This is a genomic window from Thioclava sp. F42-5 (assembly GCF_002213195.1).
Classification (GTDB): Bacteria; Pseudomonadota; Alphaproteobacteria; order Rhodobacterales; family Rhodobacteraceae; genus Thioclava; species Thioclava nitratireducens.
In genome coordinates, this window is the sequence record NZ_NBNZ01000010.1 from 1 (window position 1) to 12,396 (window position 12,396).

At 65.2% G+C, this 12,396-nt stretch carries 12 protein-coding genes and 1 tRNA gene; 8 read left to right on the forward strand and 5 right to left on the reverse strand.

Translation table 11 applies throughout. From position 1 onward, the window contains the following. Positions 1-557: 557 nt before the first annotated feature. The 3 genes from B6V74_RS17805 to B6V74_RS17815 all read right to left on the reverse strand — a co-directional run bounded on the left by B6V74_RS17805 (position 558) and on the right by B6V74_RS17815 (position 3,535). Positions 558-631, reverse strand: a tRNA-Gly gene (locus B6V74_RS17805). Between the two features lie 155 nt (positions 632-786). Next, positions 787-1,341 (reverse strand): fasciclin domain-containing protein, encoded by a 555-nt coding sequence (locus B6V74_RS17810; protein ID WP_075775733.1) that lies wholly within the window; start codon positions 1,339-1,341, stop codon positions 787-789. 175 nt (positions 1,342-1,516) lie between these two features. After that, on the reverse strand, positions 1,517-3,535 hold the full coding sequence (locus B6V74_RS17815; RefSeq protein WP_088723583.1) for an ASKHA domain-containing protein: 2,019 nt from the start codon (positions 3,533-3,535) through the stop codon (positions 1,517-1,519). 159 nt (positions 3,536-3,694) lie between these two features. On the opposite strand from B6V74_RS17815, the gene B6V74_RS17820 reads away from it, so the two are divergent. From B6V74_RS17820 to B6V74_RS17845, 6 genes are all read left to right on the forward strand, one after another. Continuing rightward, complete coding sequence (locus tag B6V74_RS17820; protein WP_088720254.1) at positions 3,695-4,510, forward strand: TIGR00282 family metallophosphoesterase; 816 nt, start codon at positions 3,695-3,697, stop codon at positions 4,508-4,510. A gap of 133 nt (positions 4,511-4,643) precedes the next feature. After that, positions 4,644-6,422, forward strand: a complete 1,779-nt coding sequence (locus B6V74_RS17825; RefSeq protein ID WP_075775551.1) for an SLC13 family permease — start codon at positions 4,644-4,646, stop codon at positions 6,420-6,422. 12 nt (positions 6,423-6,434) lie between these two features. Continuing rightward, positions 6,435-6,830: a hypothetical protein gene (locus B6V74_RS17830; RefSeq protein WP_088723584.1), complete on the forward strand. Its 396-nt coding sequence runs from the start codon at positions 6,435-6,437 to the stop codon at positions 6,828-6,830. A gap of 108 nt (positions 6,831-6,938) precedes the next feature. After that, positions 6,939-7,679, forward strand: coding sequence for a YebC/PmpR family DNA-binding transcriptional regulator (locus tag B6V74_RS17835; protein ID WP_075775549.1), 741 nt, complete (start codon positions 6,939-6,941; stop codon positions 7,677-7,679). Positions 7,680-7,872: 193 nt separating this feature from the next. Beyond that, positions 7,873-8,304, forward strand: coding sequence for a peptidylprolyl isomerase (locus tag B6V74_RS17840; protein WP_075775548.1), 432 nt, complete (start codon positions 7,873-7,875; stop codon positions 8,302-8,304). Positions 8,305-8,555: 251 nt separating this feature from the next. Further along, positions 8,556-9,329: a transglutaminase family protein gene (locus B6V74_RS17845; RefSeq protein WP_075775547.1), complete on the forward strand. Its 774-nt coding sequence runs from the start codon at positions 8,556-8,558 to the stop codon at positions 9,327-9,329. 10 nt (positions 9,330-9,339) lie between these two features. On the opposite strand, the gene B6V74_RS17850 is transcribed toward B6V74_RS17845, so the two are convergent. After that, on the reverse strand, positions 9,340-9,675 hold the full coding sequence (locus tag B6V74_RS17850) for a cupin domain-containing protein (RefSeq protein WP_088723585.1): 336 nt from the start codon (positions 9,673-9,675) through the stop codon (positions 9,340-9,342). A gap of 135 nt (positions 9,676-9,810) precedes the next feature. Then, positions 9,811-10,665, reverse strand: a complete 855-nt coding sequence (locus B6V74_RS17855) for a LysR family transcriptional regulator ArgP (protein ID WP_088723586.1) — start codon at positions 10,663-10,665, stop codon at positions 9,811-9,813. A 95-nt stretch (positions 10,666-10,760) separates the two neighbouring features. Here B6V74_RS17855 and B6V74_RS17860 point away from each other — a divergent pair, with 95 nt between their 5' ends. After that, a complete protein-coding gene (locus tag B6V74_RS17860) occupies positions 10,761-11,372 on the forward strand; it encodes a LysE/ArgO family amino acid transporter (protein ID WP_088723587.1) in 612 nt (203 codons plus the stop codon). Positions 11,373-11,425: 53 nt separating this feature from the next. Continuing rightward, positions 11,426-12,331: a DMT family transporter gene (locus tag B6V74_RS17865; protein WP_075775544.1), complete on the forward strand. Its 906-nt coding sequence runs from the start codon at positions 11,426-11,428 to the stop codon at positions 12,329-12,331. Positions 12,332-12,396: the final 65 nt, after the last annotated feature.

Sequence of the window (12,396 nt, forward strand, 5' to 3'; positions counted from 1 at the left end):
ACAGGCAGGATCAAGGCATTGACGCCACCCGCGAACAGCAAAAACGCTGAACCCAGAAACAGGGCGCCGAGAGAGAACAAGCTCTTCACCATGCGACGGAACTGCTCCTTCTTGGTTCTTCATTGAAAATCTGGATTCGAAGGGGCCAACGTCAAGAAATTCGGTGCTTTCCGGAGAAGAATATCTCCAAATTTGAGAACTGCGCCAGTGCAGGCATGACGGACAGTCTGCCGGTGGCCACGTCGACCTGTCGGCACGGCATCCTAGGTCATCTCGGGGTCAAACCAGATCGTCAGCGAACCCCGCGACCATCGCGACCGCCGGTAGGCTCAACCGAGCGACGCTGCCACCGGCTTACTGTAGGCTGGCCAGCTCTTGGTTTTGTAGGTCGGGCGCATGGGGTCCATCCGCTTCGGGAGTTTCTTCGGGACTCTTCGGGAATTTCCGTCGTTTTATGTCCTGAATTGGCTTCTCAGTCAGCAAAACAGTCGAAAGCTCTTCTCCGCCGTAGAGCGGGGATAGCGCATTCAAAACAGCAGCTTATCGTCTCGGAAGCTTGGAGCGGGTAGCGGGAATCGAACCCGCGCGTTCAGCTTGGGAAGCTGACAGGCTACCATTACATCATACCCGCATGGTGCGAACGCAGAGGTATTCCAGCCGAAAGCCACGGTCAAGAGGGATCGCGCGGGGCCTCGCGCCCTCCCATGAAAAAGCGCCCGGCGAGGATCGGCTCACCGGGCGCCAGGCGCCGCGCGAAAAAAGGGAGACGAGGCGCGCGGGGGGTAGTTACATCTTCGGCTGAAGCACCGTGTCGATCACGTGGACCATACCGTTCTTCTGTTTCACATCGGCGGTCTGAACCGTCGCGACATCGCCTTTCGGGTCCTTAAGCATCACCATGCCGTCCTTGACCATCGCGGTCAGATCACAGCCGCCGAGCGTCTTGATCGTGGCCATGCCGTTACCCTTCTGAACGGTCGCGATGATATTCTCGGCGGTGATCACGCCCTTGGCGACGTGGCAGGTCAGGATATGCGTCAGCATCTCCTTGTTCTCCGGCTTCACCAGCGTGTCCACGGTGCCCGCGGGCAGCTTGTCGAAGGCCGCGTTGGTCGGCGCGAAGACGGTGAACGGGCCGGGGCCCGCCAGCGTGTCGACGAGCCCTGCGGCTTTCACGGCTGCGACGAGCGTCGTGAGGTTCGGAGCGGCCGAAGCGTTCGCCGCGATCGGCTTGCTCTCATACATTTTCGCGCCACCGACCATCGGGTTCGCCAGCGCGGGCAGGGCGAGGCCCAAGGTTGCGGCTGCGGTGAGCGACGCGGCGAATGCGCGGAATTTCATGGACATAGGTTTTCCTTCCCTGTTGAGCGACGGTTGTCCCCGCCAAAGCAAGAGGGTTACGGCGCGCCGGGGGCGAGCCGATCACTTACGTCTCATCACGAAATCGTGTGCAAGCCGATCCGGCCCGAAATCGGGCCGCTCGCAGCGCGGCTGAAGCGAGGCCCGCAGGCCTGCCTCAGCCGCGCCTGCGCCGTCTGCGCCCGCCATCCTCGCCCGAGCCGCCGGTGTTGAAGCTGACCTCCGGAAGCGGCGCAATCTTGCGCAGCTCGGGGAAGGGGGCGGTGGCGTGCGGCAGCGCGTTCGCGGCCACGAAATGCTCCTGGAAGCGCGGCTCGATCGCGGTCTCGACCTTGGTGATCTGATGCACCTGCGCCTCGATCTCGCGCCGCGCCTTCACCGAGCACAGCGCCATATGCGCGCCGGTGCCCGCTGCGTTGCCCGCCGAGGTGACACGATCGAGCGGCGCATCCGGGATCATCCCCAGCACCATCGCGTGTTTCGGAGAGATATGCGCGCCGAACGCACCCGCGAGCACCACGCGGTCGACCGTGTCCACGCCCATCTCGTCCATCAGCAGACGCGCGCCCGCGTAGAGCGCGGATTTCGCCAGCTGGATCGCACGAATATCGCCTTGGGTGACGGTGATGCGCGGGCCTTCCTCACCACCGTTGTAGATCACGTATTCATGGGTGCGCCCGTTTGGCTCGCAGCGCGGGGTACCGACCTGCTCGGCCGAACCGATCAGCCCTGATGTGTCCACGATCCCGGCCGTCCGCATCTCGGCCACGGCCTCGATGATGCCCGAGCCGCAGATGCCGGTGATCCGCGGAGTGCCGAATTCGGGATCGGTCGACCAGTGATCGTTGCCGATGATCTTGAAGCGCGGCTCCTTGGTCTCCGGGTCGATCTCGATACGCTCGATCGCGCCTGGCGCGGCACGCTGACCGCTGGAAATCTGCGCCCCCTCGAAAGCGGGGCCGGTGGGTGAAGAACAGGCCAGAACCCTTTGTTTATTCCCGAGAATGATCTCGGCATTGGTGCCGACATCGACGATCAGCGACAGGTCGTCGCGCTTCTGCGGAGCCTCGGACAGCGCCACCGCCGCCGCATCCGCGCCGACATGGCCCGCGATCAGCGGCAGGATATAGGCGCGCGCGCCAGCGCTGGCCTCGATGCCGATCTCGCGTGCGGCGAATTCAAGGCTCTCCGAGGTCGCGAGCGCAAAGGGCGCCTGACCCAACTCCACCGGATCGATGCCCAGCAACAGGTGGTGCATCACCGGGTTGCAGACGACGACCGCCTCGACGATCTCGCACGTCTCGACCTTCGCCTCTTCCGCCAGTTGCCGCGCCAGATCGCCCATCGCATCGCGCACGGCGTTGGTCATTTCCTGATCGCCGCCGGGGTTCATCATCACGTAGGAGACCCGGCTCATCAGGTCTTCTCCGAAGCGGATCTGCGGGTTCATCACGCCCGCGCTCGCCAGCACCCGCCCGTCGTCGAGCGCGACCAGATGCCCCGCAATCGTGGTCGAGCCGAGGTCGATCGCCAGCCCATACAGCGGCACTTCGCGCACGCCGGGGAAGATGCCCGTCACGCGCGGCCCGTCGCCCGCATCGTGGATCGCGACCGTGACCTTCCAATCGGCCTTGCGAAGCGCGGGCTGCAGGATTCGCAGAACATCAAGATCGGCGCGCACGCCTTTGATCTGCCATTGCTTTTCGAGGGCCTGCGAGAGCCGCTGCAGGTCGCCCTCGGGGCGGTGCATATCCGGTTCCGCGACTTCGACATAGACCGGGCGCGTCGCCGGATCCATCTCCATCACGCGTTCGGAAGCCGCCTTGCGCACGACCTGTTTGTGCACCTGACTTTCGGGCGGCACGTCGATCACCACGTCGTCGAGGATTTCGGTCTGGCAGCCCAGCCGCCGCCCCGGTTTCAACCCGCGAATCCGGTCATAGCGTTCCTCGACCGCGTTGATCGGGCTGACCGCGCCGGGCTCCACATGCAGGCCGAGTTTAGGGAAATCGCCGAAGGACGGCGTGCACTGGCATTTCGAGCACACGCCGCGCCCGCCGCAGACGGAATCGAGATCGACACCCAGCTTGCGCGCCGCCGCGAGCACCCTTGTGCCACGCGCCACGCGCCCCCGCTTGCCAGAGGGGGTGAAGATTACCTGCACGTCTTCGGTCATATCGCGCTCCCGTTTTCCTTGCCCCTCGTTCTAGGGCCCATGCGGGGCAGAGCAAAGCCCGCAACCGACGCGCCTGCATGAGAAATCGTCATCATCATCATGCAGCCGATGCGCGCCGCCCATTGCTCTCGCTGGCGCCGCGCTCTATCTAATCGGGCCATGAAGATACTCTTTCTAGGCGATGTGATGGGCCGCGCGGGCCGCGCCGCGATCACCGAAACCCTGCCGAAACTTCGCGAGGAGTGGCGCCTCGATTTCGTCGTGGTCAATGGCGAGAACGCCTCGGGCGGCATGGGGCTGACCGGCGATCACGCGAAGCTTCTGCTGGATGCGGGCGCGGACGTGGTGACGCTGGGCGATCACGCCTTCGATCAGAAAGACATGCTGCGCTTCATCGAGAGCGAGCCGCGCATCATCCGCCCCGTGAACTACGCCAAGGAAGCGCCGGGCAAGGGCGCGCGGGTGTTCCAGGACCGGCGCGGGCGCAAGGTGCTGGTGGCGCAGGTGCTGGGCAACGTGTTCATGAAACGCGCCTTCGACGATCCCTTCTCGGCCATCGAGGCGGAACTGAAACGCTACCCGCTGGGCGGGGCGGTGCAGGCCGCGCTGGTGGATGTGCATTGCGAGGCGACCTCGGAGAAGATGGCGATGGGCCATTGGTGCGACGGGCGTGCGAGCGTCGTCGTGGGCACCCATACCCATGTCCCCACGGGCGATGCGCAGATCCTAGAGAAGGGCACGGCTTATCTCAGCGATGCGGGAATGTGCGGCGATTACGACTCCGTCATCGGCATGGCCAAGGCCGAACCGATGCGGCGCTTCGTGACCGGCATGTCGAAGGAACGCTTCTCGCCGGCGCGCGGTCCGGTGACGCTCTGCGGCTTCTATGTCGAGACCGACGACAAGACCGGCCGCGCCACCCGCTGCGAAGCGGTGCGCACCGGCGGCAGGCTCGCGCAATCGGTGCCGCTCTGAGCGCCGTTCGCGTCCCGATTTGCCCGAACCTCATGCCGTTGCGTGCAAATTTCCTTTGCTGCGGGCAGAGCGCGCTTGCTCGTGCATCGCGTGTCGATAGTATCGGCCCGATGCGCCTTCGCGAGAGCCTGACATGATCCAACTGCCCTTCACCGGCACCGAGACGGCAGTCGCGGCCCTTCTCGTCGTGGGCTGGATGTTCGCGATGTTCGTCCGCGAGACTTGGCCGCCAGAGGTCACCGCGATCGCGGGCGCGGCGCTGATGCTGATCTTCGGCTTCGTCCCCTACGAGAACGCGGCCGCCATCCTGTCGAACCCGGCGCCCTGGACCATCGCCTTCATGTTCCTGATTGTGGGGGCCTTGGTGCGCACCGGCGCGCTCGACGCGATGACGCGCTACGCGGAATCGCGGATCGACCAGAACCCGAAGCTCACCGTGCTTCTGATGTTCGCGATCACCATGTTCGCCAGCGCGGTGATGAACAACACGCCGGTCGTTGCGGTGATGATCCCGGTCTTCATTCAGGTCGCGCGCAAGCTGAACCTCTCGCCGTCGCGCCTGCTGATGCCACTGAGCTACGTCACGGTGATGGGGGGCATGATCACCCTGATCGGTACCTCGACCAACATCCTCGTCGACGGCGTCGTGCGCGGCCGCGGCATGGAGCCCTTCACCATCTTCGAGATCGCGCCGTTGGGCTTCGCGATCTGCCTGGTCGGCGGGGCGTTCCTGATGATCTTCGCGCCGAAACTGATCCCCGAGCGGCAATCGCTGTCCTTCATGCTCGGCGATCGGCCGAAGATGAAATATTTCACCGAGGTCGCGATCCCGGAGGAGAGCGGCTTGATCGGCGAGAAAGTGCAGGAGGCCGACACTTTCAAGCGCGAGGGCGTACGGGTGATCGACGTGCTGCGCGGCGATGCCTCGCTGCGCCGAGATCTGGCCTCGGTCGAGCTGATGGCGGGCGACCGCGTCGTGCTGCGCTCCGAGATGGAAGAACTGCTCGGGATGCAGAAGAACCGCGACCTTCGCATGGTCGACAAGCTGTCCTCGGTGCAGACCGAGACGGTGGAAGTGCTGATCTCGCCCGGCTGCCGGATGATCGGGCAGCGTCTGGGCGACATGCGCCTGCGCCGCCGCTATGGCGTCTACACGCTGGCCGCGCACCGCCGGAACCAGAATATCGGTCGCCAGCTCGACGATCTGATCGTGGTGGTGGGCGATACGCTGCTGCTTGAAGGCGCGCCCGAGGATATCGCGCGTCTGGCCTCTGATATGGACCTTGTGGACGTGTCGAAACCGCAGGCGCGCGCCTATCGCCGCTCGCATCTGCCGCTCGCGATGGGTGCTTTGAGTGCGGTGGTTATCTTCGCAGCGCTTGGCGTGGCCCCAATCCTCGCGCTCGCGATGGTGGCGGTGGCGGGCATCCTCGTCAGCCGCTGCATCGATACCGACGAGGCCTTCACCTTCATCGAGGGCCGCCTGCTCGCACTGATCTTCGCGATGCTCGTGGTCGGCGCGGGGCTCGAGCATTCCGGCGCAGTCGAACTGATCGTCTCGGGCGTGGCGCCCTTGCTGAAGATGCTGCCGCCGCAGCTTGCGCTGTTCGTGGTCTATTTCCTCGGCCTGTTCATGACAGAGCTGCTGTCGAACAACGCCGTGGCGGTGATCTACACCCCGATCGCGATCTCGCTGGCCGCCGCTCTCGGGCTCGATCCGCGGCCCTTCGCCGTGGCTGTGATGTTCTCCGCCTCGGTGGCTTTCGCGACCCCGATAGGATATCAGACCCATATGATGATCTATGGCCCCGGTGGCTATAAGTTTACCGATTTCCTGCGCGTCGGCATCCCGATGGATATCGTGACCGGGGTGACCGCCTGCCTGCTGATCCCGCTGATCTGGCCCTTCTGAGGAGGTTCCCCCATGCGCTTTGCCGCTCGTCTCGCCGCCCTGTCGCTTCTCGCGCCGCTCGCGCTCGCCGCATGCGTGCCGGGACCGGGGACCCGCGCACCGTCCTGGCCGGACAAGATCAGCTTCCGGGGTACGGTGATGCAGGTGTCGTTCAATGACGGCACAAACTGCCAAGCCAATATCTCGGGCCAGTATACCGGCGATCTTGTGGATTGCCCCTATCCGATGCGCTACCAAGTGACCCGCTTCGAGCCGAGCTATCTCGCGGGCAGCGGGGTGGGGGACCTGTTCCAGCCCTATGCCGAGGTGACGCTGAAAGACGCGGCCGGTCGGCGCTGGCACTTCAAGACGCCTCGTGACGTGCCGCCGCATGCCCGCGGCGAGGGCCAGATCCAGCTGCCGCAGTAACCTCGCCCCGGCGGGCACGGAGCCGGCCCGCATCCATCGATCTTGAATAATCCCCCCGTTGCGCACTATACGGGGTCGATTTCGCGACTATTCCGAACGGAGATACCCATGGCAGGCCACTCAAAATGGGCCAACATCCAGCACCGCAAGGGCAAGCAGGATGCGGCGCGCTCGAAGATGTTTTCCAAGCTCTCGAAAGAGATCACGGTTGCCGCGAAGATGGGCGACCCCGATCCCGAGAAGAACCCGCGCCTGCGCCTCGCCGTGAAAGCGGCCAAATCCCAGTCGATGCCGAAAGACGTGATCGACCGCGCGATCAAGAAATCTCAGGCGGGCGACGGCGATGACTATACCGAAATCCGCTACGAGGGCTACGGCCCCGAGGGCATCGCGGTGATCGTCGAGGCGATGACCGACAACCTCAACCGCACCGCGTCGAACGTGCGCTCCACCTTCACCAAGAACGGCGGCAATCTGGGCACTACCGGCTCGGTGTCCTTCATGTTCGACCGGATGGGCGAGATCATCTATCCCGCGTCCGTGGGCGATGCCGAGACCGTGCTGATGGCCGCGATCGAGGCGGGCGCCGAAGACGTCGAGAGCGACGAGGAAGGCCACTGGATCTACTGCGCGATGGAAGACCTCTCGGATGTCTCCGACGCGCTGGAGAAGGAGCTGGGCGAGGCCGAGGAGGCCAAGTTGATCTGGAAGCCCCAGAACCGCACCGAGGTCGATCTGGAGACCGCCCAGAAGCTGATGAAGCTGATCGACACGCTCGAAGACGATGACGACGTGCAATCCGTCACCGCCAATTTCGACGTGCCCGAAGATGTTGCAGCGCAGCTGTAACGCGTTTCGCCGAAAAAATAGGAAAAAGCGCCCTCCGGGGCGCTTTTTGCATGAAAAACGCGTGAAATTGCGCCTTTTCCCGTGCCCCGGTTTACATTCCGGGCCATAACCCCCACGTTGTCGCGTGACGCTCCGAGCACCCGCGAACCCCCGCGGCCTCGGCAAATTCATCTGCCCGCGAAAGGATATCACCATGACCCAGGCAAAGGCTGGCGACACCCTGCATCTGCATTACACCGGCAAGCTCGATGACGGCTCCGTCTTCGACAGCTCGCAAGGCCGCGAGCCGCTCTCCTTCACGCTCGGCTCGGGGCAGATCATTCCCGGCCTCGACAAGGGCGTGACCGGCATGGAAGAGGGCGAAAAGCGCACCGTGCGTGTCGAGCCCGAAGAAGCCTATGGCGAGCACCACCCCGAGCGCATGCAGGCCGTCGACCGCGCGAACATTCCCGACGACATCCCGACCGAGCCGGGCACTCAGCTTCAGGTTCAGACCCAGGACGGCCAGACCGTGAACGTGACCGTCGCCGAGGCGAACGAGAAGGAACTCGTCCTCGACGCGAACCACCCGCTCGCCGGCAAGGCGCTGACCTTCGACGTGGAACTCGTCAAGATCGACGCGTAAGTCGGCACGCACCTGGCGTGACTTCAACGGCGGCTGTGCCTTCCCGGCGCGGCCGCCGTTAATTTTATCCGGAGCAGGGCGGACGGTCGCTCCGACCACGATACGTCCCTTGCGACAGGCAATTCGCTGCGGGCGCATCCTGCGCCGGAACCAAACACTCTCCGCCCCCCCCTTTTCCCATCGACGTGTCTCTGTTACGCGGCGCGCTCCATCCCAGTGACACCACCTGAAACCCGAGAGAAGGAGCCGCCATGCGCATTTCCGTCGACGTGCAGATGCAATACCAGTTCCCGCAGCCCAATACGGTCGCGCTGGTGCTCGAAGCGGCGCATGCTCCGGGGCAGGAGATCGTCAGCGCGTCGATGAACCTCGGCGATGCGACCGTCGACCGGATCGCGGGCGATTGCGGCGTGGGCGAGCGGATCTGGGCCCGGGTCGGCACACAGATGACGCTGCATTATCAGGCGCTGATCGACATCACGCGCCCGGCGATCGACCTCAGCCAGATGCGAGCCGCGCAGCTGCACGAACTGCCCGCCGAGGCCGCCCCCTATATCCGCCCCTCGCGCTACGTGCAGTCCGACAAGTTCGTCTCCTTCGTGGGCAAGCGCTTCGGCGATCTGCAGGGCGGCGCGAAAGTGGCCGCGATCCGCGACTGGATCGAGAAGAACCTCTCCTACGTGCCCGGCGCGTCGGACAGCGACACCAATGTGCTCGAGACTTTCGCGGGCCGGGCAGGGGTTTGCCGCGACTACGCGCATCTGTTTTGCGCGATGGTGCGTGCGGCGCAGATCCCGGCGCGGATGGCTTCATCCTACGGGCCGGACGTGAGGCCGCAGGATTTCCACGCCGTGGCCGAGGTCTGGCTCGATGGCGCGTGGCATATGGTCGATGCGACCGGCATGTGCGGGGCCGAGAACATGGCGCTGGTCGCGGTGGGGCGCGACGCCTATGACGTGGCTTTCATGGAATCGCAGGCGCCCGCCACGCTGATCAACCAGAGCGTCTCCGTAATCCGGGTCTGAGCGCGTTCCTTCAGCGCTTCAACGGATAGCGATCGGCCTCTTCGAAGACGTCGATCACTTTCGTTCCGGCCTTGAGCCGCGCGGAATGTTCCGCGCCCGAAGGGATGTTGTAGGTCTCGCCGGGGCGATAGACCCGGGTCTCGCCTGCGATGGTCAGCTCCGCCTCGCCTTCGATCACGGTGCCCCACTGGCCCTTGTGGGAATGGGCCGGAAGGTCGAAATCGGTGAGGAAGTGCAGAAACACCACCAGCCCCGTCTCCGAGCGGACCGCGTGGCTGCGCACCTGATCTTCGGGAAACGGCAGATCGAGGGCGGGGAAGGCCTGAATGAAATCGGGTAGCTCCATGGGTGTCTCTCCTCCTGACGGGCCTGCGGGACATGCGTCACTATGCGCGCCGCGCAGGCCGCGGGCAATGCGCGCTCAGCCCGGGGAGCCGCTCAGACCGGAACAAGTCGCGCGCGACGCCCTGTTCCCGGCCCCTTACAGCAACACCACCTTCGCCGCCTTCCGCAACGCTTTGGTCAGCGGCGCGAGCGGGGCTTTCAGCCGCCTCGCGCTTTGCCAGTAGAGCGGCACGTCGATCGGCGCCGGGCCCAGCTGTTCCAGCGCGCCGCTTTCTAGATGCGCCTGCACCAGCACCTCGGGGTTCAGCCCCCAGCCCATGCCGCGCAGACAGGCCTCTACGAAGCCTTCGGTCGAGCCGATACGATGCGCCCGCAACCCCATCGGCATGCCCGCGATCATCGAGGCCCAGCGGTCCTGCAAGCGATCCTTCGCGTTGAACTGCAGAGCAGGGGCCGCGCGCAAGCTGTGCCGGTCGATCCGGTTCGGAAAATACCGCGCGACGAAGTCCGGACTCGCCGTCGCGATATAGCGCAGCCGCCCGAGGCTCACGCTGTCGCAGCCCGCGATCGGCCCCGCGTCGGCGGTGATCGCCCCCACGACCTCGCCGCGCCGCAACAGCCCCGCCGAATGGTCCTGATCGTCGATCACCAGATCGAAACGCACGCCCTCCACCTCGGCCAGCGCGGGCAGCACCCATGTCGCGAGACTGTCGGCATTGACGGCGATACGCAGAACCGGCGGGGTCTCGGAGGGCGCAAGCTCGGTCTCCAGAAGCGCCACCTCGCGCAGATGGGCGATCAGCCGCGCCCCATCCTCGGTCGCGCGGCAGGGCGTGGCGCGGATCACCAGAACGGCGCCCATGCGTTCCTCCAACTGGCGGACGCGTTGCGAGACGGCCGATTGCGACACCCCGAGCCGTGCGCTCGCGGCCTCGAAGCTTCCGGTCTCGATCACGGTGGCGAGCGCATCCAGCGCGGCATAGTCGAACATAAGTTTTACTTATACAGAGTTAGTTTAATTAAGTTGAACTTATACGCGCGCCCCGGCACTGAGAAGCGTCTCCGAGCAGACTGGGGGTGAGGCGGATGGAATTGTCGGCATTCTGGGCAGGGCTGAAACTGGGCCTCGGGCTGATCGTGGCGATCGGCGCGCAAAACGCTTTCGTGCTGCGTCAGGGGCTGCGGCGCGAGCATGTCTTCGCGGTGGCGCTGTTCTGCGCGCTTTCCGACGCGGTGCTGATCGCCATTGGCGTGTCGGGCTTCGCCGCCGCGTCCACCGCACTGCCATGGCTGGCCGAGGCGCTGCGCTGGGGCGGTGTCGCCTTTCTCAGCTGGTATGCGATCCGTTCCGCTTTGGCGGCGATCCGGGGCGGCGAGCATCTCGACCCGAGCGCGGGCAGCGCGCCATCCTTGCGCGCGGTCCTCGTGACGGTGGCCGCTTTCACATGGGCGAACCCCCATGTCTGGCTCGATACGGTGGTGCTTCTGGGCGCGGTCTCGGCGCAGTTCGCAGGCGCGCGGATCAGCTTCGCCACCGGCGCGATCGTGGCCTCCTTCGTGTTCTTCTTCGCGCTGGCCTATGGCGCGCGGCTGCTGGCGCCGCTTTTCGCCAAGGAGAGCGCCTGGCGCGTGCTCGATGCGCTGATCGCGGTGCTGATGGGGTCGATCGCCTGGAAGCTCGCCGCGGGCGGATTATAACCGACACAAAACCGCCCCTTGCGCGCGGTGCCGATCCAGCGTCCAAGAGAGCCATGACCGCGCAAGACAAACCTAACAAACCGCTGATCGGCATCCTGTGGATGCTCGCCACCACCGCCTGTTTCGTCATGGTGAATATCATCGTCCACTGGCTGGGCGATCAGGTACCCGCCGCGCAATCGGCCTTCGTGCGCTTCACCTGGGGGCTGATCTTCTTCGCGCCGGCACTGGCCCGCATCCTGCGCCAGAACTTCCCGCCGCAGGTCTGGGCGCTGTTCGGTGTGCGCGGGGCGCTGCATGCGGTGGCGGTGGGGCTGTGGTTCTTCGCGATGAGCAATATCCCGATCGCCGATGTCACCGCGATCAACTACCTCAACCCGATCGTGGTGACGGTGGGCGGTGCGCTCCTGTTGGGCGAGGGGCTGGCGTGGCGGCGCGTGACGGCGGTGATCGTCGCGCTGATCGGGGCGCTGATCATCCTGCGCCCGGGGATGCGCGCGATCGAGCCCGGCCATATCGCCCAGCTTGGCGCGGCGCTGTTCTTTGGCGGCGCCTATCTCGCGGCGAAGCGGCTGACCGATTACGTGCCCGCGGGCACGGTGGTGGCGATGATGACGCTGGTAGTGACCGTCGCGCTCGCTCCGGTGGCGATCTGGAAATGGGAGCCGATCACGCTGTCCGAGACGCTCTGGCTGGGCGCGGTCGCGGTGTTCGCCACCGGCGGGCATTACTGCATGACGCGGGCCTTCGCCGCGGCGCCTGTGACGGTGACGCAGCCGGTGATCTTCCTGCAACTGGTCTGGGCGGCGATTGCGGGCTGGACGATTTTCGGCGAGCGTCCGGACCCTTACGTGATCCTGGGCGGTGCGATCATCATCGGCGCGGTGAGCTACATGACCATCCGCGAGGCGCAGCTCAAACGCCGGGTGACGCCGCCTCCGCCGGCCACCAAGATCTGACAGCGCCGCACTTTTCTGCAAATGTCGGATGCCTCCGGCGGGGATATTTGAGCCAAGCCGAAGGG